The 21,727-nt window shown below is 63.0% G+C and carries 19 protein-coding genes; 10 read left to right on the top strand and 9 right to left on the bottom strand.

Annotated features, from left to right (window positions below; genetic code table 11):
• Positions 1-4 precede the first annotated feature (4 nt).
• Genes CPA54_RS05070 through CPA54_RS05060 form a run of 3 tightly spaced genes read right to left on the bottom strand, consistent with a single transcriptional unit; the run spans position 5 to position 3,082 of the window.
• Positions 5-1,180, bottom strand: coding sequence for an LptF/LptG family permease (locus tag CPA54_RS05070; protein WP_249085760.1), 1,176 nt, complete (start codon positions 1,178-1,180; stop codon positions 5-7).
• Position 1,181: 1 nt separating this feature from the next.
• On the bottom strand, positions 1,182-2,234 hold the full coding sequence (locus CPA54_RS05065; protein WP_043557902.1) for an L-threonylcarbamoyladenylate synthase: 1,053 nt from the start codon (positions 2,232-2,234) through the stop codon (positions 1,182-1,184).
• A gap of 56 nt (positions 2,235-2,290) precedes the next feature.
• Positions 2,291-3,082, bottom strand: coding sequence for a 3'(2'),5'-bisphosphate nucleotidase CysQ (locus CPA54_RS05060; protein WP_249085758.1), 792 nt, complete (start codon positions 3,080-3,082; stop codon positions 2,291-2,293).
• 213 nt (positions 3,083-3,295) lie between these two features.
• Here CPA54_RS05060 and CPA54_RS05055 point away from each other — a divergent pair, with 213 nt between their 5' ends.
• From CPA54_RS05055 to CPA54_RS05020, 8 genes are all read left to right on the top strand, one after another.
• The gene (locus CPA54_RS05055; RefSeq protein ID WP_103765278.1) at positions 3,296-4,813 is read left to right on the top strand and encodes a leucyl aminopeptidase; all 1,518 of its coding nucleotides are present in this window, start codon (positions 3,296-3,298) and stop codon (positions 4,811-4,813) included.
• A gap of 112 nt (positions 4,814-4,925) precedes the next feature.
• A complete protein-coding gene (locus tag CPA54_RS05050) occupies positions 4,926-5,423 on the top strand; it encodes a DNA polymerase III subunit chi (protein ID WP_052348873.1) in 498 nt (165 codons plus the stop codon).
• Positions 5,424-5,431: 8 nt separating this feature from the next.
• Positions 5,432-6,760: a hypothetical protein gene (locus CPA54_RS05045; RefSeq protein WP_249085757.1), complete on the top strand. Its 1,329-nt coding sequence runs from the start codon at positions 5,432-5,434 to the stop codon at positions 6,758-6,760.
• A 5-nt stretch (positions 6,761-6,765) separates the two neighbouring features.
• Positions 6,766-7,629, top strand: a complete 864-nt coding sequence (locus tag CPA54_RS05040; RefSeq protein WP_143539912.1) for a hypothetical protein — start codon at positions 6,766-6,768, stop codon at positions 7,627-7,629.
• On the top strand, positions 7,626-8,162 hold the full coding sequence (locus CPA54_RS05035; protein ID WP_043557906.1) for a hypothetical protein: 537 nt from the start codon (positions 7,626-7,628) through the stop codon (positions 8,160-8,162). Before CPA54_RS05040 ends, CPA54_RS05035 begins: the two co-directional genes overlap by 4 nt.
• Complete coding sequence (locus tag CPA54_RS05030; protein ID WP_249085755.1) at positions 8,162-9,367, top strand: hypothetical protein; 1,206 nt, start codon at positions 8,162-8,164, stop codon at positions 9,365-9,367. The genes CPA54_RS05035 and CPA54_RS05030 overlap by 1 nt, the downstream gene beginning before the upstream one ends.
• A 2-nt stretch (positions 9,368-9,369) precedes the next feature.
• Positions 9,370-10,809 carry a hypothetical protein gene (locus tag CPA54_RS05025; protein WP_249085753.1) on the top strand — a complete coding sequence of 480 codons (1,440 nt, stop codon included), beginning with the start codon at positions 9,370-9,372 and terminating at the stop codon, positions 10,807-10,809.
• Between the two features lie 95 nt (positions 10,810-10,904).
• Positions 10,905-13,778 (top strand): TonB-dependent receptor domain-containing protein, encoded by a 2,874-nt coding sequence (locus tag CPA54_RS05020; RefSeq protein ID WP_249085751.1) that lies wholly within the window; start codon positions 10,905-10,907, stop codon positions 13,776-13,778.
• Here CPA54_RS05020 and CPA54_RS05015 read toward each other — a convergent pair.
• On the bottom strand, positions 13,702-14,691 hold the full coding sequence (locus CPA54_RS05015) for a diacylglycerol kinase family protein (protein WP_249085749.1): 990 nt from the start codon (positions 14,689-14,691) through the stop codon (positions 13,702-13,704). The two genes, CPA54_RS05020 and CPA54_RS05015, sit on opposite strands and share 77 nt — an antisense overlap.
• A gap of 108 nt (positions 14,692-14,799) precedes the next feature.
• Between CPA54_RS05015 and CPA54_RS05010 the strand changes: the two genes are divergently transcribed.
• Entirely contained in the window at positions 14,800-15,318 is a 519-nt protein-coding gene (locus tag CPA54_RS05010; protein WP_043557909.1) for an NADH-quinone oxidoreductase subunit B family protein, read from the top strand.
• Here the strand turns inward: CPA54_RS05010 and CPA54_RS05005 are convergent.
• A complete protein-coding gene (locus tag CPA54_RS05005) occupies positions 15,234-16,100 on the bottom strand; it encodes a phosphatidylcholine/phosphatidylserine synthase (RefSeq protein ID WP_081562888.1) in 867 nt (288 codons plus the stop codon). The two genes, CPA54_RS05010 and CPA54_RS05005, sit on opposite strands and share 85 nt — an antisense overlap.
• Positions 16,101-16,111: 11 nt before the next feature.
• On the bottom strand, positions 16,112-16,789 hold the full coding sequence (locus CPA54_RS05000) for a phosphatidylserine decarboxylase (protein ID WP_043558376.1): 678 nt from the start codon (positions 16,787-16,789) through the stop codon (positions 16,112-16,114).
• Between the two features lie 176 nt (positions 16,790-16,965).
• Between CPA54_RS05000 and gloB the strand changes: the two genes are divergently transcribed.
• Positions 16,966-17,673 (top strand): hydroxyacylglutathione hydrolase, encoded by a 708-nt coding sequence (gene gloB, locus CPA54_RS04995; protein ID WP_198027086.1) that lies wholly within the window; start codon positions 16,966-16,968, stop codon positions 17,671-17,673.
• 4 nt (positions 17,674-17,677) lie between these two features.
• On the opposite strand, the gene nadC is transcribed toward gloB, so the two are convergent.
• Genes nadC through nadA form a run of 3 tightly spaced genes read right to left on the bottom strand, consistent with a single transcriptional unit; the run spans position 17,678 to position 21,046 of the window.
• On the bottom strand, positions 17,678-18,547 hold the full coding sequence (gene nadC / locus CPA54_RS04990) for a carboxylating nicotinate-nucleotide diphosphorylase (RefSeq protein WP_043557912.1): 870 nt from the start codon (positions 18,545-18,547) through the stop codon (positions 17,678-17,680).
• Positions 18,548-18,581: 34 nt separating this feature from the next.
• The gene (locus tag CPA54_RS04985; protein WP_249085747.1) at positions 18,582-20,048 is read right to left on the bottom strand and encodes an L-aspartate oxidase; all 1,467 of its coding nucleotides are present in this window, start codon (positions 20,046-20,048) and stop codon (positions 18,582-18,584) included.
• Between the two features lie 11 nt (positions 20,049-20,059).
• On the bottom strand, positions 20,060-21,046 hold the full coding sequence (nadA, locus tag CPA54_RS04980; protein ID WP_081563426.1) for a quinolinate synthase NadA: 987 nt from the start codon (positions 21,044-21,046) through the stop codon (positions 20,060-20,062).
• Positions 21,047-21,727: the final 681 nt, after the last annotated feature.

Raw genomic sequence — 21,727 nt, 5'->3', positions numbered from 1 at the left:
CGGGCTAGCGGGAGGCCGGGGAGGGAACAGGGGCGGCGGACAGCCTGTAACGGCGGGTGGCATCCCACAGCAGAAGCCCTCCCCCGAGGGTAATGGGCAGCAGAACCTCCGTCCATAGCAGGGGCACGAGTGATGGGTCTTTTTCCGCCAGATTCTTGAGCATCAGGGACAGGATCATCAGCCCCACGACGCTCAGGATGGCCACTGTTGGCCGGATGATGTTGCCATGGCGGCTGAAACGCCCCCGCAGCACGCAGAGCAGTCCGATCATGCCGTAGGACAGGCAGGCCAGCGGGCCGGTCAGGCGTGTCCAGCCTTCGATGAGCAGCTTGTTGCGTGCATGGGGGGACAGATCGCCCTGTGGGTGGAAAAGCTGGGACATGGTCAGTTCCGCCACGTCCGGGCTGAGGGCCTGGTCATGTGGGGAGCCGAAATCCAGCGTTTCAAGCTGGAAGAGCAGGGTACTCAGTTCCCCGGTCCGGCGGTTGAGTGTCTGGCGGGAGCCGTTATGCAGGATCAGGCGCAGCGTATTGCCGTGCGGCTCTGCCAGCCCATCCTCGGCAAGGATGGTCACGGGATTGGCCGGAACCCGGTTGTCCTCAATCATGATACCACCAAAACTGTCATCGCTGCGGCGTTCACGGACATAAACGGTCATGGCTTTCGAGATGGGGGTGAAGACCCCTTCTTCCAGCAGGAAGGCGGCCGCCCGGTTGCGGATTTCCAGCTCATACCGGTGGAAGTGATGATAGGCGAGAGGTGCCCCCCACAGGCTCAATCCATAAGCTGTCAGAGTGGCAAAACCGGCGCAGAGCAGGCCGGGGCAGGCCAGTCGTAGAGGGGACAGACCGGTAGCCTGGAGGATGGTCAGTTCCCGGTCACTGTCCAGCCGCTGATAGACCCAGAGAATGACGAGGAAGCAGGTCACCGGCAGAATGACGGTGATGAAGGAGGGGAGCATCAGCAGGGTCAGATGCAGGAAGGCTGGCAGGGAGAGACCGTGCTGGACGATCATGCCGATGAAATGCAGCGACTGGGTCAGCCATATCAGGGCAGTGGCTCCGCCCGTCAGGGCGGCCAGTCCCAGAAGCAGGTGCTGGAGGATGTAACGTTCCCGCAGGGGGAGGAGCCTTTCGGGTTTTATGAGGCGCCCGCCCCTGCCTGCATGGAGCCGGGCCATGTCAGGTTGGGGGAGCGGCAGAATCCGTCGGGCGGGGAGCGGCCGCCCGTTTCAGCCTGTCTTTCAGGGCACGGCCCAGCCCGGCATCCGGCAGGGGAGCCACGGCTATGCCGGCCAGTCCCTGCCGACTGGCAGACTGGTCCAGCTGGCGCAGGCTGGCAAACAGGCGGCGGGCAGCTTCTTCCACATTGCCATCGGGGCTGAGATTGAGGGTGAGGCTGGAGGAAACTGTCTCAGCCTGTGTGTCCCCAAAGGTCAGGAAGGCCTCATCGGGTTGGGCGTGGGTAGCATCCAGCCTGACAGGCAGGGACGGTGCATAATGGGATGACAGCTGCCCCGGGGCGTTGGGGTGGCTGGTGCCATCAGCTGCGCCAGCATGGTCGGCCACAATGATGGGACCGCAGATTTCCTGCAACTCTTCCAGCGTCACGCCTCCGGGGCGGCGGAGTATGGGGTGGGACCCGGAGAGGTCCAGCACGGTGCTTTCCAGCCCGACGGCACAGGGCCCCGTGTCCAGCACGGCATCAATCCGGCCTTCCAGCTCGTCCAGAACGTGACGTGCGGTGGAAGGGCTGACCCTGCCGGAACGATTGGCGGAAGGAGCCGCAATGGGAGCCCCGGCCAGGCGGAGCAGGTCTTCCACCGCACGGCCTTTGGGAACACGGACCGCCAGCGTTTCCAACCCTGCGGTGACCGCCTGTGCAATACGGCTCTTCGCATGGCGGGGCAGGATGAGTGTCAGCGGCCCGGGCCAGAAACGCTGGGCCAGACGTCGGGCCATGTCATGCAGGGGAATGGCCATGTCGGCCTCGGCAAAGGCGGCATCAGCTGAAGCGAAATGACTGATGAGGGGATTGAAGGATGGGCGTCCCTTTGCCTTGAAGATACGCTCCACTGTCCGCTGTGAGGTGGCCAGCCCTCCCAGCCCGTAGACCGTTTCCGTCCCGAAGGCGACCAGAGCCCCCTGCCGGAGCAGCCGGGCTGCACGCCGGATACCATCATGGTCCTGGTCGAGCCGTTCTGTGCGGTGATGGGAGGAGGCAGTATGGGGCATGGTGATGATACCGGGTGATGAAGCGGGGAGGGGGAGAGAGTTGGGAGGGGGAAAGGTCAGTCCTGCGAATAGCCGGTGCAGAAGAAGGGGGAGTTGAGCCAGCCCTTTTTGCCGTAGCGCAGTGTCTGGCCTGCATCGTCCAGCAGGTGCCCGCCTGCGGCTTCCAGGATGGCCTGCGGGGCAGCGGTGTCCCATTCCATGGTCGGACCGAAGCGGGGGTAGAAATCAGCCTTGCCCTCGGCAATGAGGATGATCTTGGCGGCAGACCCCATGTGCGTGACGGACTGGACATGCCGTCCGGCCAGCCATTTTTTCAGCAGGGCCTCGGATGTGTGGTGAGATGATGTCAGAACCCGCAGCCCATCCGGTCCCGGCTCTGTCGTCCTGATGGGGTGGCGCTGCATGCCGATCAGCTGGAAGGCTCCCTGCCCGATACCCCCGCCATACACGCCCTGTCTGGCGGGCAGGGCCACGGCACCCAGCACGGGCCTGTTGTTGCGGATCAGCCCGATATTGATGGTGAAATCTTCCCCTCCGGCGGCGAACCCCCGTGTGCCATCAAGGGGATCAATCAGCCAGTAGCTGTTGCCCGCCGGGACATGGATGCCTGCGGCATGTTCCTCTTCCGCAATGGCGGGGATGGCCGGGCAGGCGTCCCGCAGGCGAGCGAGGATGTGGCGCTCCGATGCCTTGTCTGCTTCCGTGACAGGCGAGGAATCGGCCTTGATCTCGGTCTGGAACCCACGGTCACGGATCTCTCTTACGATCCCGGCGGCTTCGGTGGCAATTTCCAGAGCCAGCGTCAGCAGCTCATGGTCGTGTGGGAGGGTCTCGGGGGAAACAGTCATGGCAACAGGTTACCGTATTATGGATCATTCGTCACTTCTCCTCTTCTCTGCTATGATGGGCGGACTGAAAAGGGGAAGTCCCATCCCGTCACGCTCATGTGAGGCTGGTCCGCCAGTCCTGGCCGGGGCTGTGGCTTTCTTTGCAGATGAGGGCAGGGTCCATGCTGTTCCTGCAGAAGGTGGGGCCTGCCAGAAGAATGAAACAGGATGATCATGATCGATATTTCTTTTACAGCAGCAGCCCGCCCGGAAGATGGTAATGGCCTTTCCGCTGTTCTGCTCTGTCATGGAGCGGAGTTTGCACAGGGTGCCGTGTTCCGCCAGCATGATGAGGCTCTGGGCGGTGCCCTGTCCCGTGCTGTTTCCTTGCGGGACTTCTCTGGCAAGGCCGGACAGACTCTCAGCCTGACAGCTCCATCAGCGGCTGTGGCGCAGTTCCACCTTCTGGGCTGCGCCCCGGCGGATGATGAGCCGCAGAGTGTTGGGACGGCGGCCCGGAGTGCCGGGGGTGAGGCTGTGAAACTGCTGAAGGCCAGCGGTGTCGAGGCGCAGGACGCTGCCTTGCTGCTGGAAGCCGGGCAGGCGCCGCTGGCGGCGGAAATCGCCCTGGGTGCCCAGCTGGGTAGCTATCGGTTTGACCGCTACAGAACGGTAAGCAGCAGGACACCGGCCCTTCAGGCACTGCATGTGGTCCTGCCTGATGCTGGACAGCTGGCAGAGGCCCGGGCAGGCTGGAAGGAGCTGGAAGGGCTTGGCAGAAGTGTTTTCCTGACGCGAGACCTCGTCAACGAGCCCGCCAATGTCCTTTTCCCGGAGGAATTTGCACAGCGCATCAAAGAGCTGGAATCTCTGGGGCTGGAGGTCGAGGTGCTGGACCGTGCCCGGATGGAAGAGCTTGGCTTTGGGGCCCTGCTGGGCGTGGCGCAGGGCAGCGAGAAGCCGCCTTTCACCGTCATCATGCGGCATAGGGGGGCTGCCGGGACTGACAGTGCGCCGCTGGCCTTCATCGGCAAGGGTGTGACCTTTGATTCCGGTGGCATTTCCATCAAGCCCGCTGCTGGCATGGATGAAATGAAGATGGACATGGGCGGTGCTGCCGCTGTTGTGGGCGTGATGAGCGCTCTGGCCCGCCGGAAGGCACCGGTCAATGCCGTGGGGGTTGTCGGCCTTGTGGAAAACATGGTTTCCGGGGCGGCCCAACGTCCGGGTGATATCGTGAAAAGCCATAGCGGGCAGACCATCGAGGTGCTGAATACTGATGCGGAAGGGCGTCTCGTTCTGGCGGATCTCCTGTCCTACACACGGCAGACTTTTGAACCGGCCCTGATGGTCAATCTGGCCACGCTGACAGGGGCCATTGTCGTGGCTTTGGGCAGCGATCATGCTGGGCTGTTCAGCAATGATGACCAGCTTGCCAGTGCGTTGGCCCAGGCTGGTGAGGAAAGCGGTGAGACCCTGTGGCGCATGCCGATGGGGGCCTCTTACAATCGCCGGATTGATTCCGACATTGCCGACATGAAGAACATCGGGGGACGGCCGGGCAGTTCCATTCTGGCAGCCGAATTCCTGAAGCGTTTTGTCGGGGATACACCCTGGGCTCATCTGGATATCGCCGGCACAGCGTGGGCAGAGCAGGCTTCTGCCATTACCCCTAAAGGTGCCAGTGGGTTTGGTGTACGGCTGCTGGACCGGTTTGTCCGGTTGCATCAGGAGAGAACGTCCCGGCACTGAGGGATGGAGAGACGGGCAGTCCCCGCAGGGGGGCATGTCCGGGCTGGCCCTTGCTGGTTTCCCCCCTGTGGGAAAGGAAACCGGCAAGGGCTTTTCATGAAAGAGGCATGACATGCAGGAGCCGTCTGATGGGCTGGTCACGCGCAGGGTGTATCCGCCGCAGGACGTGCAGGTGGGGTTCTATCATCTGACACGGACGTCTTTTGAAGCCGCCCTGCCTGCCCTGCTGAACCGGACGCTTGAGGCTGGCGAGCGTGCCGTGATTCGCTGTCAGGATGCCGGGCAGGTCAAGATGCTGGACGAGGCCCTGTGGGCCACGCCTGCCGGTGTCTGGCTGCCACATGGCAGCCGTGCGATGGGCCATGCGGACCGCCAGCCTGTCTGGCTGACAGCGTGTGATGAATTACCCAATGGCGGCGCCTTCCTGTTCCGCATGAATGGGGCCTGGGATGGGGCGCTGACGGGGTTCAGGAGGATTTTCGACCTGTTCAACGGGCATGACGGGGACGCCGTCCAGCAGGCCCGTCTGCGCTGGAAAGAGATGAAACAGGCCGGATACCGCCTGACATACTGGCAGCAGGACGCCAGAGGTTGGAGAAGGGCAGGGTAAAGCCGGACATGTCGTTTCATGACCCTTTCATGGTCTGTCTGCTGGTTTTTATGGCCGTGCTGCTCTGTGGGGAGAGGCATGTCCGCATTTTTGTCAGCGGGCTCTGGCGTTCCGTGCCACTGGCTCTCTGGCGGCGGGGCGGCTGCCACATGGCAGGCATGGTCGTGGCCATGCTGGCGCTGGCAGTCTCGCACCATGCGGGGGCGGCGGCCTGTCTGGTGGCCGTGTCGCTCACCCTCATGGGAGGAGGGACCGTTTTTCAGCCCGTCTGGGGGATTCCGGCGCTGGTTGGGTATGGTCTGCTGCCTGATGGGGCAGGGGGCGTGGGGTTGATGGCCGTCTGTCTCTGGGCTGCGGGCCGGGCCGGCAGCGATGGGGCGGCCCGTCTGGTCGCCCTGTTCCTGCTGCTGGGGCTGGGGCATGGGTTGGCTGCCCTGCATCCTCTGGGGTGGGTTCTGGCCGCTGTCGGTCTGGCGGGGGTATGTCTTCTGGCCGGGGCGTGGCCGGACCGGCTCTCCCTGTATCGGCACTGTCGGTTGGTGCGGCCCGTGCTTCTGTTGGGCATTGTGGAAATTTCACGCCAACAGGGCATGGACCTTGGGGTGGAGGGTGCCCTTTTTGCGCTTCTGCTGGACCTTGTCTGTCAGTCTCTGGCTGTGATCTGGCACCGGGCGGCCCTGCTGCTGTTGCCAGCTCCGCCGTTGCCGGGATTTGTCGTAGGGTGGGTTGGTCTTCATGCGGCTTTGGGGTTGAGCAGCAGTACGGAAGGATGGACCGTGGTGGGCTGTTTGCTGGGGGTGGCCATCATGGGGCTTGCCTGTGGGGATGGCATGGTGCTGCTGGGTGAAGGTGCGGCCGTCCTGCCAGAGGAGCGCCGCCGGTCTTGGATATGGGGTCTCTTTCTGGCCATGGGGCTGCCTTCGGCCTGTGGCATGGTGGCAGGCTGGATGACGGGCCATGGTGCGGGTTGGGCGGCCTGGTTGTATGGCCTGTCCGGTGGTGATGGCAGTCTGATGGCTCTGCCGCTGTTCTGGGCGGGCCTGCTGCCTCTCTGGTTCTGCCTGTCCCGTGGGCGCTGGCGTGATGGGCCGGATGCTGGCCTGCAACGGGATGGAGGGAGCAGCCCCATGCTGGGTAGTCTCCAGCCTTACATGCAGGCACAGCCTGTCCGTCCCCGGGGCCTGCGGCGGTGGTTGATGCGGGGGCAGCGGCAGGTTCGCAGTGTTCGTCTTTCCGCAAGGGAGATTCTGTCCCTTCTCCCTGTGCAGGAGCCGGAAGCAGTTTTCTGGCTTGTCTTTCTGGGGGGTGTGCTGGTTGTCATGGGGCTGGCGCAATGATGGGCATGGTTCTGCTTTCTGGCCTTCGTGTTCTGCTGGAGCTGAGCCTTCAGCTGGCCGTGATCCTGCTTCTCCTGCCGGTAATGTTCTGGCTGGGGGAGGATGTTCCGGCCCTGCTGGTTGGCAGGGCTGTGGCACCATTGCGGGAGAGATATGGCCGGATGGCTGCATTCTGGCGGCTGACCCTGCGGCATGGCCTGCCGCTGGAGGATGGGCTGATGCTGGCTCTGGTGCTGCTGGTGCTGCTCTGTCTGGCGGGTTTGTCCATCGTCATGCCGGATGTCGGTGCCGTGATGGGTGCATGGCTGGCGGACCCGTTGCTGATGGGGAGTGTTCTGCTGGCTGGCGCTTTCTGGGCTGTCCCGGGGCCGCTCTGGTGGATGCATGGACGCTGCTGCCTGGTCCTCTGTCTGACAGAAGCTTTCATCGTGCTGGCGGCTCCGGGTGTGACCGGCCTGCGGGGTGTGCAGCAGCTTTTGCTGGCGGCACCGGGGTCCAGTCTGGCTGGGACAGCCCTCTGCTGTGCCGTGGCGCTGGCCCTGACGACCTCCCTGCCGGATCGCCAGACACTGGCTGATGACATGGTGGCGAGGGGCCAGCCTGTTGGCCGGTTGGCACGGGATCAGCGACAGGTGATCGTGGGCGTGTATCATGCTGGCTGGTCGCTGCTTCTGGGGGATCTTCTGCTGCCTGTCCTGTTTGGTCTGGAGGGGCCGGGGGGAGTTCTCGGGCTGTCTGTCAGGTTCGTGGGGGGGAGTGTTCTGGTAGCTCTGGGGCAGATGACAGGCATGAGACGGCATGGACGGTTTGTGGCCCTTCTGCTGGGGCTGGCCGGGTTGATGGCGCTTGCCGGGAGGTTTGCCGTATGATGGCCGGGTTTGCCTGCGCACTGGTATTCGTTCTGCTGAGGCTGGGGCGGGATGGTCGCTGGCTGCCGCTTTATGGCGGGTTCTGCGCCATCATTGCGGGGACATCCGGTACGGGAGGGCTGGCAGGTCTCTGTGCCCTGCTGCTGCCGGTTTTCAATCTGATCCTGTGGGGGCTCGTGCGGCATTTTGCTGTTGGCCAGCAAGGGCGTCTCCTTGCCAGTGGGCGGGGTTTGCTGCCTGTCGTGATGACATTGCTCCTTCAGGTTGTTCTGGCTTTCTTTGGGGCAGGTCTCGGACTGGTGCCGACTTTTGGCATCGGTCTGGTGCTGGCCGGTTTGTGTGCAGCAGCCTGTGGTGTGGCTCTGGCCCAGTTCTGCGGGCTGATCATGGCTGTGGATGGCCTCATGGTGATGGCGGCCATCCTGCCTTCATGGGGGCTGTTCGTGACGGCTGTGGCACTCTGGGCGGTCATGGTGTTCCTGGCACTTGTGCTTCTGCCCCGGCTGGCCTGGTTGCGGGTGGAGGAAGGGTGATGATGCTGGCTGCCGCGTCTTTCTCGTCCGGACTGTTTGCGTCTCCTGTGCTGTTCGGGCTGATGTGCTGGCCGTTTCTGGTGGTCTGGGTCCTGTGGGCTTCACGCCGGCCCGATCAGGCCAGCTTCATGGCACGGCTGGGATTGGGTCTCAGTGGCCTGGCCCTGTTGGGCTGTTCGTCCGGCATGACGTGGGGACAGGAGGTCTGTCTGGCCATGGAGGCCTGTGTACCGGCGCTGCTCTTTGTTCTGCGGGGCAGAACTGAACCGATCACGGGGACGGCGTCCTTCAGGGAAGGGATGAGCGTCTATCTGCCCTTTCTGGTAACAGGTTGCGTGTTTATGGGGCTTCTGCTGCGCCCCCCTCTGGCAGCCCTGTTTTTTGATGGTGCCGGGACTGTCCTGCTGGCCTGGTGGGATGGCCGGGCAACCCGGCGGGCCATGCCTGCCTGGGAGGTGGTCCGTCTGCGGCTGAGTGGCCTGATACTGGCGGGGCTTGGCTTTGCAGTGATGCAGGGAGGGGGTGTGTTTTCCAGCAGCGAGAGTGCAGCCCAGGTTGGGCAGGTTCTGGCGCTGACAGGGTTGTGCATGATGGCGGGGTTGGGGAGTGCCGTGTCCAGCCGGGCAGAGCTGGTCCTGCTGGATGCGGGGCTGCGTTTTGTTCCGCTGTTTCTTATGGCGTTGCTGGCCGTGACCCCTTTCATGCGGCACCTCATGGTGGTGGCTGGACTGCTGGCTCTGGCAGGCACGTTTCTGGGGCGACAGGGCAGTTTTCCACTTCTTTCATGGATGACGGGTTTGGGCGTGCTGGCTGCGGGAACAGGGCAGATGCCATGCCTTCTCCTGCTTTATGGGGGCGCCCTGCTCGCCACGGCCCTGCGGCTGGGATGTGATGGCCTGCTTCTGGGAGGTGTGGCTGCCCTGCCGGTGCAGATGGTCCTGCCCGTCATCATGATCGTACTGGCTGTCATGGTGCCGCTGCTGGGCTGGCCGGCCCTGCTTGGGCTGCTGGCCTGTGTGATGCTGGGATTCCGGCATCTGGAGCTGGAAACCATGCCGCAGGGTGTTCTGGCCGTTTGGCAGCGTGGTGGCTGGGTGATGCGGGAACTCCTTCTGCTGCTGGTTCTTCTGGTCCTGCTGGCCGTTGCGTTGCTGGTCTGGGGAGGCATGCTGGTTCCTCCCTTGCCTGACCTGAAAGGACATTGAACATGACGGAAGGATCAGTCGTCCTGCCCGAAGGGGAGCGTGTCGGGCTGTTTCATTACCGTGTGACGGCGGAGGGCTGGCTGCATCTGTTGCAGCAGAATGTCCGGCTGATGTCCCTGCTGGGTTTCTGGGCGGATGAGGAATGGGCCACGGCCCTGTTCCTGTTACAGGGTGAGCAGCCTTTGCTGCTCAGTACAGCGGTGGTGCAGGGGCGTTATCAGGCAGCCTCGCAGTATTTCCCGGCGGCCCAGTGGGGGGAGCGTATGGCCAGGGACCTCTGGGGTGTGGAGGCCTGGTCTGCGTTGGATGACAGTCCGGCTTTGGATGATGGCAGCTGGTCCCTTGCGGCGCCATTGTCTGCCCGTCCCCTGCCTGTCAGCGAGGGGACGGGGCAGCCTTTGCCACGATGCAGGATTGCGCCCTTCCGTACGGCCATACCGGGCCTGCTGGGTGTGGATTATGTGCTGGCCGACGGTGTGATGCAGCAGGTGGAGGTGCAGATTGCGGCTGGCCATCGTGGTGTCCTGTCCCGTCTGGTCGGGTTGACACCGCAGGAGGCCATGCCGCTGGTGGCCCGGATTTCAGCAGGTGGGTTTGTGGCCCATCCTCTGGCGTTCGTCCGGGCGCTGGAGCAGGCAGAAAATCGCCAGATAGACCCACGGGAGCGGGACAGACGGCTCATTTTGCTGGAGGTGGAGCGGCTGGGGCTGCATCTGTTTGATCTGGCGCAGACGGCCCATCAGGCTGGTGCTGGCCTGATGGCGAGCCTGTGCGACCATGCCCGGGAGCATCTTGCGGGCCTCTGTACGGCGCATGGTCTGTCCCGCCGTCTGACAGACAGCATCAGGCTGGAGGGAAGCAGTGGCGTTGATGCGATGATTCCGTTTGTTCAGGCCGTGGTGGAGGGGGTGGCCCCACGGCTGGAGCAGATCAGACAGCTGGCCCGTTTGTCGGATGGACGGTTGAAGACCATAGCCACCGTGCCGACAGAACTGGCGTGGGATTATGCGCTGGGTGGGGTGATTGGCCGGGCCAGTGGGCGGTATCTGGACATGCGCTACATGGATGAGGGTGTCCGCACGCGGGCGATGGGTGGGGCTGGGCGTCATGAAGGGGATGCCTGGGCACGCAGTCGGCAGCGTCTGGCAGAAAGCCAGGAAGCCCTGAAAATCCTGGAGTGTATTGTCGCCGATTATGGTGCGGAGAGTGAGCGCCAGGCCATGCCCCGTACTGATGAAGGGTTGGGCGTGGCCGAGGGAGCCCGAGGAGATGTCTGGTACCATGTCGTGCTGAAGGAGGGACGGTTGGCCAGTGTTCAGATACGGGATCCGCTTGTGCCTCTTCTGGCCGTGCTGGGTTCCGTGCTGGAAGGGCATGAGCCGGAACAGCTGGGGCTTGCGCTGGTATCTCTGGGCCTGTCGCCCGCCGGAGTTGCCTTGTGAGATGGCCTGCCTGAAAAGCTCTGGCATCCGTCATGATGTTATATTATAACATATAAAATATGATTTAAGATTCATCATGCGTTGTGTGAGGGGCTGTGCGGTTTATCAGACAGGGCGTTGCCCTCATGCTGGGTGGAGGGCTGGTCTGCCCGGTCCTGACGGTGCTGCCCGCGCAGGCCCAACCGCCAGTGGCGGAGCCTGAGACGGCCGGGACGGTGAAAACCCCCTCAGCACCAGAACATTCTCGAAACAGGGGCAACGGACCAGCACATCAGGCAGCACAGGCCCGTTTCCAGTCTGTCGAGCAGTTGACGGTCACAGGGTCTTACCTTCAGGGTGGGCGGAAGACATCCCCCAATCCCGTGCAGACCATCACGGGGAAGGAGATACAGCGCAGTGCCGTGACGTCTCTGGGGGACTATCTGCAAAGGATGCCTTCCATCGGCTCATCCGGTTCGCCGAACAGCCTGACCAACGGGGGCAAGGGGGCATCCTGCACGGACCTTCGGAATCTGGGGCAGGGGCGGGTGCTTGTGCTGATTGACGGGCACAGGGCGACCCTCAATGCCGGGTCCGAATGTGTAGACCTCAACACCATCCCGTTGCAGCAGATCGAGAAGGTGGAAATTCTCAAGGATGGCGGGTCCGGCCTGTATGGGGCGGATGCCGTGGCGGGGGTCATCAACATCCATCTGCGGCACGACCTCACGGGCAGCAACATCACCATGCGGGGGAGCATTGCGCAGGCCGGGGATGCCCGGGGTGGCGAGGTCTCCGCCTATCACGGCATGAATTTTGATGAGGGGCGGGGCAACGTCACGCTGGCGGGCAGCTACAGCACGACCGGCCCCATCTATAACCGGGACCGCAGCTGGTCAGCCTTGCCACAGAATGACAATCCGGCCACGGGCAGCCCCAGTTACGGGTCGTCCATCATTCCTTCCGGCGTGCTCATCAATCCGCAGACGGGGCAGAAGATGGTGCCGGACGGGCAGGGCGGCTTCCGCCGCTTCACCAGGGACGATCTGTACAATTTTGCCCGCTATTCCACGATCATGAACCGCCATGATGACGGCACGGCCTCTCTTGATGCCCATGAGCGGTTTTCCCGGTTCGTGACGCTCTATGGCACCATGCGATACAGCCACACGCTCGTGGAACGGACCCAGTCGCCAGCGCCGGTGCAGGGGAGTGTCCCGCCATCCACACTGCCGTCTTCATGGCTGCTGCCGGCGGCCAGTCCGTACAATCCGTGGGAGCGGGATGCGTCCATCATCAAGCGGATGGAAGATGTCGGGCCACGGCGCAATCACATCAACACTGATACATGGACCTTCCTGCCCGGCCTGAAAGGACAGCTGGGAGCCGGGTGGGATTATGACCTCTCCTATACCTACGGGCGCAGCCATCTGTCCTCTCACACGCAGGACATGATCAATTACCGCAACCTGCTGGAAACGACAGGGACGAGACAGCTGGATGTGATGGATTCCCGCAGTCCCGTGGTCTATGACCCGGGCATATGCCAGGCGGCGCAGGGCTGCGTGTTGCAGAATCCTTTTGCGCCTTACAGCCAGCAGGCGAAGGATCATGTCCGGTTCACTCAGAAGGACCGGGCCACCTATCAGCTGCGGGACACGATGCTGCGCCTGCGGAACCCGCATCTCTTTGCCCTGCCGTGGATGTATGGCGGGCCGGTCGGGGTGGCGGCAGGCATGGAACATAGGGGGGAGCAGCTGAGCTATCACCCTGATGCCCTCGTGGCGCAGGGGGCGTCCACAGGGGCGGCGGGGGCCTATACGGGCGGTGGGTTCACCGTTTCGGAGGGTTATGGAGAAATCCAGCTTCCCCTGCTGCGGCGTGCGCCACTGGCCCGGGACCTGACGGTTGACCTTCAGGGCCGTGTCTCTTCATACAGTCATTACGGAACACCGCTGAACTGGAAGACCGGCCTGCACTGGGCACCGGTTCAGGATGTGGCCTTCCGGGGGACGCTGGGCACCTCGTTCCGGCAGCCGGGGCTGTATGATGTCTATGGCGGCCAGACATTGAGCTATGCTTCTGCATCCGATCCCTGCGCCCATGTGGGAAGCTATGGCAGCCGTGCGGGAGCGGTGCAGGCACGGTGCCAGAAGGAAGGAATCAACCCGGCCAGCTTCACCTCTTCACTGGTCGGGCAGCTGCCGACCCTCTCCGGTGGCAATCCTCGGCTGGGGCCGGAATATGGACGTACGGCAACGGTCGGCATGGACATCACGCCCCGCTCTCTCAGGGCGTTGCGGCTCTCTGTCGATTACTGGCATTACAGCCTGCGGGACATGATCTCGACCCTCAGCACGCAGACGCTTCTGGATGGATGTTACACTGGCAGCGAGCCGGATTTCTGTAGTGCCATCCTGCCCCGTTCCAGCAGCGGGCAGATCACGGCCATCAAGGCCCTGCCGCAGAATGTCGGTGCCCTGAAGACGGATGGTCTGGATTTCAGCCTGCATTACAGCTTGCCCCTGGGCGACAGGGACCAGCTGAGCCTTCATGAAAACACCCAGTATCTTCTGAATTACAGGCAGAAGCTGACCCGCAACGGGAGCTGGCAGGACTATACAGGTCGTCTGCTCTATCTGAATGGCAGTGGCCGACCACGGGAGCAGCATTACATCAGCACGACATGGCGGCATGACCATGTCAGCCTCATCTGGATGACACGCCTCATCAGCGGGATGAGGATGAATGACGGGCACCGTGATCTTGACCCGGCCACATCCGGGCGAACTCACGTGGGAGGAACGATCCTGCATGACGTGACGGTGTCAGGGACGTGGCACCAGTTCCAGCTGATGGGAGGCATCAGCAACCTGTTCAACCGTCGGCCGCCCTTCGTGCCGGATGGGGCCTTCAATACCGCCTTTTCCCAATATTCAGGCTACATTGCCGGAAGAAGTTTCTTTCTCCAGATGGGGGCTGATTTCTAGCCGGGCAGATGACCGTCAGGGGAGCTGGCGCGCTGGTGATGTGGAGCGGCGTTGTTCCTCTGAAGTCCCCATCACTCTGGGCAGGAACGGGCTGGCTGCCGGGGCAGGTGACGGTCCGTCCCCGGATGAAGGAAAAGGCCGGGGTGGTGCAGTCGTTCCGGCAGAGGAAAGCCCATGCCTGCTTCAGCAGGCAGAGCGGGTGCAGCCGGTGCAGCATGAAGACGGAGAAGGCGGCCTCTTCATGGTGGTTGTGGTGGAACAGCCGGAACGGACCGCCATAAAGCTGCCCTTTGGAGATGATGGTGAGGCGGGACTGGTAGCATCGGCCATCCACGTCTGTCTCGAATGCGGGGAAGGGATAGGTGGACAGCAGGCGCAGGGCGGTGACGGCATAGGCGGCCCGGCCGATCCGTTTCTTGAGGGCCGTGGAGAGCTGCTGCACCACCCAGCCATCGGGGCCGACCCCGACCATCTGGAGGAACAGGGTTGGGCTGGCCTGTCCTTCTGTGGTGAGCCAGCCCGGCCAGAGCGTGCGGGTCTGCCCGCTGGCGATCAGGGTGGCGTTGCGGGCGTCATGGAAGGGGACGCCCAGCTCCAGTGCCAGCACATTGGCTGATCCGACGGGCCAGAGGGCCAGAGGGCAAGACTGGCCCAGCATGGCGTGGGCAATTTCGGCAATCGTTCCATCCCCTCCACCGGCAATGATGAGGTCCGTTTCTGGCAGGTGGGTTTTCACGATCTCCGCAGCATGGCCCCGGTAGCGGGTTTCCATGACACGCACGTCCAGCCCGGCCTGTTCCAGATGCTTCACGAAGGCAGCCTGCCGCCGGGGAGAGTGATGCCCCGCTGTCGGGTTGATGATGAGCAGTGCTCTGCGGGGATGGGGGTGCGGTGAGGAGGATGGTGGGTGCATGGCGGGGGAGGGTACTTCACTCTGGGCCGGGACACTATATAGTGCCCGGCATGAACCTTCTGTTACAGGTTCTGCTGTTTTGTTCCCATTGTGAGGATCACATCTGCCATGCAGTCAGCTCCCCTGACCATGATGCTTGCTTTTCTGGATGTACAGAAATGGCGCCCCCGCCCCGTGAGGCGGCAGGGGCGGCGCATCAGGCTGTTCACGCTTGAGGCGGGAAGCTGCGAAGGCTGTGCGATGGAACTGGTGTCTCTGGGAAGCAGCGCCTACCCGTTGGAAGGGAGCGGGTTTCAGAGGGTCCAGCATCCGGAGGATGCGGACTGGCTCCTTGTCACCGGCTCTGTGACACGCTCCTGCGCAGGCGATCTGGCCAGTGCGTGGGAGGCCATGCCCGCAGGACGCAGCCTCGTGGCTGTGGGAGACTGCGCCCATGATGGTGGATTGTGGAAGAACACATACGCCACGCTGGGTGGCCTCCATGCGCTCAGCCGGGTCTATGGGTCCATTCCTGGCTGCCCGCCGTCGCCCGCATCCATTCTTCAGGCGTTGGTGGAGCTGGCAGAGGGTGGTTCATCTCCCACGGGCTCCCACGCATCTTCTGCCTCACGCCGCAGCCGCCAGTAAGACCGGCGGGAGAGCGGGATCATGACGAGATAGAGGACACCAGCTGCGGCCAGAGCGCCCCATGGTTCTGTTACCAGAATGGCGGCATAGGCACCGACGCCGACCAGCATGGGCAGAATATAGCGTGATGGCACCTTGAAGTTCTTGAAGGACCAGATCGGCAGGGTGGAGACCAGCAGCAGGGCGGTGACGATCAGGCAGCCAGCGGCCAGCCATGGGGAGTGGGCGAAATGCTCGATGCCTGTCAGGTTGTTGCGCTTGGCTTCCAGCCCCAGAAAGACCGGGAACAGTGCAAGCCCTGCCCCTGCCGGTGCGGGCACGCCGGAGAAGAAATTGGCGGCATATTCCGGTGCCGTATCGTCGTCCAGTGCAGAGTTGAAGCGGGCCAGCCGCAGGGCCATGCAGACCGTGAAAAGAATGAACGGGATGAAGGCCAGCCGCTGCGTGGCAGGCAGAGCCCAGAGCATGAGGATGAAGGGCGGCACGACGCCGAAGCAGACAAAGTCCGACAGGCTGTCAAATTCAGCTCCGAAACGGGATGTCCCCTTCAGCAGGCGGGCGATGCGTCCGTCCAGCCCATCCATGCAGGCAGCGATGAGCAGGGCCCCGGCTGCATGGGTAAAATGGCCTGTCATGGAAAATTTGATGGCGCTCAGCCCTGCACAGAGGCCCAGCATCGTCAGGATGTTGGGGACAAGCCGGTTGAAGGAAAGCCCACGGACCCGGCGCCGCTTGCGCCGGTATCTATGCACCATGGCCGTGTCGGAAGATGGCTTCTGCATATGTCTGGCCCTCAGAGCTTCGCTATGACCGTCTCGCCTCCGATCATCGTCTGCCCCTCCAGGACATCGGGGGTGATACCCGGTGGCAGGTAGATGTCCGTGCGGGAGCCAAAGCGGATGAGGCCAAACAGCTCCCCGGCCTGCACCTGTTCGCCTTCTTTCACATCACAGAGAATACGGCGGGCGACCAGCCCGGCGATCTGCACGACGGCCACCTGGCGGCCATCCCGGAGAGTTACGCGCAGTTCGTTGCGTTCATTATGTTCGGAGGCCTTGTCCAGGCTGGCATTGAGGAATTTGCCTGCATGATAGGCAATTTTCGTGACTGTCCCACTGACGGGCATACGGTTTACATGCACATCCAGTACGGAGAGGAAGGTCGAAACACGCCAGACCGGCTCACTGCCCATCTCCAGGGCAGCCGGCGGCGGGACCATGGAAACACCTGTCACACGTCCATCCGCACTGGCGAGGACGAGCCCTTCACCCTGTGGAGACGTCCGCCGTGGGTTGCGGAAGAAATAGAGGCAGAAGCCTGTGAACGCAAAGCCTGCTGTCCCCAGGGCCCGTGTCAGCCGCCATGGCGTGGCCCGCCCGAACACACCAGCCAGAAGGCCGATGCCCAGAAAGGGTGTTGCCGCACGGTGCGGCGGAGCAAGGACGAGTTTGAGAGATTTGATCAGTGACATGAGATTACTCATACGTCACCTGCTGGATGGGTCAAGTATTTCGTGACGGGGATGGGGAGGGCGTGGTCAGGGCTGGGTGTGTGCTTGCAGGGAAAGGTGGCAGGGGCCATCTTGGAGGCATGGCTTCCGTTATCCCGCTGTTTCCTGCGGGATAACCCTGTCTGGAGAGAGGTTTCATGAGTGTGGAGATAAGGCCGGTTCCCGCCTTTCAGGATAATTACATCTGGTTCGTCCGTAAGGAGGGGCACCCCTGGGTGGTGATCGATCCCGGTGAAGCCGGGCCAGCAGAGGCGATGCTGGGAGAAGAGGCTCCGGCTGCCATCCTGCTGACCCATCATCATGGCGATCATGTCGGTGGGGTGGCAGAACTGGCACGGCGCCACGACGTGCCGGTTTATGGTCCAGCGGATGTGGCAGGTGTCGATCACCCGCTGAAGGATGGTGATGAGGTGAAGGTGGCCGGGCTGACATTCCGTGTCATGGCCACACCGGGTCACACGCTGGATCACCTCTGCTATGCGCTGGAGGGTGGAACCCCGGCCCTCTTCAGTGGGGATACGCTGTTCAGTGGTGGGAGTGGCCGCCTGTTCGAGGGGACTGCGGAACAGCTTTTTGCCAGCTTCCGCCAGTTTGATGATCTGCCGGACGGGACACTTCTCTGCCCCGGCCATGAATACACGCAGGGGAACCTGAAATTCATTGCCTCACTGGGCAGAAGCACCCCTGCGCTGGAGGCCCGCAGGGCAGAGGTGGCGCAGCTCCGGGCGGAAGGGCGGCCCTCGGTGCCTGTTCCGCTGGGCGTGGAGCGGCAGACCAACCCGTTCCTCATGGCCCGGACGCCGGAAGAACTGGCCCGCCTGCGGAAGCAGAAAGACCAGTTCTGAGTTGTCAGGCCGTGCGGATGTCCAGCCCGATATCCAGTGCTTTCACGCTGTGGGTCAGCCAGCCGAGGGAGAGGATGTCCACGCCACTTTCGGCAATGCTGCGGGCCGTGTCGGGCGTGATGCCGCCGGAGGCCTCGGCAATGGCCCGGCCTTCGATCATGTTCACGGCCTCACGCAGCATGGCGGGGGTCATGTTGTCCAGCAGGTAGGCATCCGGCCCGTCGGGGCAGTCCAGCGCCTCGGCAAGCTGGGCGAGGGAGTCCACTTCCAGCTCGATCTTCATGAGGTGTCCGGCCCGCTGGCGGGCAGCGGCCAGTGCGGCGGGGATGTTGCTGCCGAAAAGAGCCAGATGGTTGTCCTTGAGCATGATGGCATCATCCAGCCTGTGGCGGTGATTGCTGCCACCACCAGCCCGGACGGCATATTTCTGTAGGGCACGCAGGCCGGGGAGCGTCTTGCGGGTGCAGCAGATGCTGACCCCCGTACCTTCCACGGCATCCACGATCTGGCCCGTGGTGGTGGCGATTCCGCTGAGATGGGACAGCAGGTTGAGGGCCACACGTTCTCCGCCCAGCACGGCGCTGGCCGGGCCTTCCACCTCGGCCAGAACGTCGCCACGGGTGATGCGGTCGCCCTCCTGTCTGAAGGGTGTGAAACGGGTCCGGCCATCCAGAAGCGTGAAGGCCAGACGGGCACCGGGAAGTCCGGCCAGCCGTCCATCCTGCCGGGCGACGAAGGAGGCCCGAAGTGTGGGCTGGCCCTGCATGAGAGCCTGCGTGGTGACGTCGCCACCTGTGCCGAAATCTTCCCGCAGGGCGTTGCTGATGACCGGTTCCCAGAGCAGGTCGGGCAGGAAAAGCGTCTCAAGGGCCATGATGATAGGTCTCCTGGTGCTGGATGGAAGGAGGTTACAGGGGCAGGTCGGTCAGCTGCATGTCGATGTGACGGGGCGGCTGAAGACCGGGCGTGTCTTCCCGCCAGTGTGCCCCTCTCTGTTCCGGGCGGTTCAGGGCGGCCCAGCCGATGAAGGAGGCGGTCAGGGCGCAGAGATTCTGGCGGGCCAGTGGCAGGGTGCGTTCCAGAAAATTTTCCAGTCCTGTGCGGGTGCGGAGAATGCCGAGATGCTGCTGCATTTCAGCCCGGAAAGGCCAGTCCGTCGTGAAGGTGGGGCGTGCCGGTACCGTGGCGGGAGGGGGAGCTGTTCCATCGTTCCGGCTGGTGTTGACGTCCCGCCCTGCCCATTTCCCGCAGACCAGAGCCTCCAGCAGGGAGTTGCTGGCCAGCCTGTTGGCACCATGAAGGCCGGTACAGGCGACCTCTCCGCAGGCCCACAATCCCTTCAGGGTCGTGCGGCCTGTCTGGTCCACCTTCAGGCCGCCCATGTGGTAGTGCATGGCGGGCTGGACGGGGAGAAGCTGGGTGTCCGGATCAAGACCGGCTTTTCGGCAGGCCTGTGTGATGCCGGGGAAACGTGCGCTGAAGGGGGCACCCGGCAGGGAGCGTCCATCCAGAAAAACGGTGCGTCCTTCCCGCAGCTGGGCAGCGATGGCCCGGCTGACGACATCACGGGGGGCGAGTTCTTCCGTGAAGCGATGGCCGTCATCCAGACGCAGCACGGCTCCGGCTCCCCGCACGGCCTCACTGATGAGGGAGAGGCGGCCCGTCTGGCCCGGTGCGACGAGGGCCGTGGGATGAAACTGCGTGAATTCCATGTCCCGCAGGGTAGCTCCTGCCCATGCGGCCAGAGCCAGTGTCGTACCCCGGTTGGGAAGCGGGCTGGTCGTGTGCTGATACAGCCCGCCGCAGCCGCCGCTGGCCAGAATGCAGTGCCGTGTGGGGATGAACCCGGCGGATGTCCATACACCCTGCACTGTCCCATCAGGGGCGTGGAACCCTTCCAGCGTGGCCTGTAGCCAGTGGATGGTGTCCTTTTCCCGGGCCTGCTGGAGAACATGCTGAAGGATGACCTGCCCGCTTCGGTCGCCACCGGCAAAGACAATCCGCTCATGGCTGTGGGCGGCTTCCAGATGGAGGGCAAGCTGGCCCTTTCCGTTATGGGCCAGGGGCACGCCAAGCCGCAGGAGCGTTTCCACGGCACCCGGCCCTGCCTCGGTGATGCGCTGCACGATGGCCGGATCACACAGACCGGCACCGGCCCTGAGCGTATCCTCGGCGTGGCTGGCCGGACTGTCACCGGGACCGACCGCCGCTGCCATGCCGCCCTGGGCCAGGGTGCTGGATGTTCCTTCCCCTGTGAAGGAGGGAGCAAGCAGCACGCAGGGGCCGTCCATCTCCAGAGCCGCCATGAGGCCAGCCAGCCCGGCCCCGATGATGACTGGCCAGCCTGCGTGGCGGGAAAGGGCATGTCCCTGCATGGGACGGTCCTTCACTTGATGGCCAGCATCCGCTCGACGGAGCGGCGGGCCGGTTCCTGAAGGTCAGCCGGGATGGTGACTTCGGTGCTCATGGTTTCCAGAGCCTGACGGATGTTCTTCAGGGTGATGCGCTTCATGTGCGGGCAGAGATTGCAGGGACGGATGAAGTCGGTCTGCGGGTGCATGGCGGCGAGGTTGTCGCTCATGGAACATTCGGTGATGAGCATGACCTTTTCAGGTTTATGCTGGGCGATGTAGTCCATCATGCTGGCTGTGGACCCGGCATGGTCGGCTTCCGCCACGACATCGGGTGAGCATTCCGGATGTGCAATGATATGGAGAGGGCCATGCATCCGCCGGTACTGGCGGATTTCCTGCGGGGTGAACCGTTCATGGACTTCGCAGCGGGCTGACCATGTGTGCATCTTGATGCCGGTTTCCCGCTCGATGTTCCGGGCAAGGAATTCATCGGGGATCATGATGACTTCTGGCACGCCAAGGCTTTCCACGACACGGCGTGCATTGCCGGACGTGCAGCAGACGTCCGTCTCGGCCTTTACGGCAGCGGAACTGTTCACATAGGTAACGACCGGCACGCCGGGGTGGCGTTCCCGCAGGGTGCGGACATTTTCCGCCGTGATGCCTTCGGCCAGGGAGCAGCCTGCCAGTTCGTCCGGGATGAGGACGGTCTTTGTGGGGTTCAGCAGCTTGACCGTTTCGGCCATGAAATGGACGCCCGCCATGATGATGACATCCTGCTCCAGATTCTGGGCCTCACGGGCTAGAGCCAGACTGTCCCCCCTGATGTCGGACACGCAGTGGAAGATTTCTGGCGTCTGATAATTATGGGCGAGGATGACGGCATTATGCTTGCGCTTCAGCTCGAGAATGGCCTCGATGTCATCTGCAAAAAGCCGGTCCCAGTCCTGCCGGGCCATGAGGGAGGCCACGGGGCTGTACAGCGCAGCGCGGGACGGAGAAGGGGCAATGCCCTGCATCATGGAGAGGTCCTTACCAAGGTTATACTCAATATGAGCATAATATAGGCCCTGCTGGAGACCATGCCAAGGGGTTTCTGCTCCGGGTGTGTCAGGAGGAAAGATCGTACCGTTCTTTCGGGAGCGTATTCTGGATGGGAGTGACTGGGCAGAGGCTCTCCACAATCAGGGGAAGGTGGCGTTTTCTGGTTGGGGGGTACGGTTACCGGAGATACCCGGAATGGAGCCAGATATGTGGGCGGAAAGGTCAGCCCTTCTCCGGGAACCGGATGGGTAATGGTGGCGGGGGCATCATCGCAGGCTCAGCCTTTGTCTCTTTCTGGCTTTGGAATACGGTAGTGGCTTCGGCTCATTCATGGCAGCCTGTCTGCTTTCGGGCAGATGCAACGGGCGAACATATCGGATTATCGTAGCACGGCCATGCAGGCGGCGGCTTGGTTACCGGATCGATGTCGCAGAAGCTCGTCGGCCTTGCCAAGGGGATGGCGGCGAACTCTGCGGGTCTTCTTGGTGGAGGGCGTTTGCATGATGAGAGCAGTGAAAGCCAGTCCGCGCCCCCTGAGTGAATATGCCTTGGGGAAGTGTCGGTGGGTGTACCAGCACTTCACGAACTTATGGAAGAAGCAGGACAGGGAAATTGGGACAGTTTTGTGATGTCTTTCTCTAAAGATGGGCCTGTTT

It is taken from the genome of Parasaccharibacter sp. TMW2.1890 (assembly GCF_023337645.1).
In the GTDB taxonomy this organism is placed as follows: domain Bacteria; phylum Pseudomonadota; class Alphaproteobacteria; order Acetobacterales; family Acetobacteraceae; genus Bombella; species Bombella apis.
The sequence above is the reverse complement of the archived record's forward strand: the minus strand, read 5'-3'. Positions and strand labels throughout refer to the sequence as shown.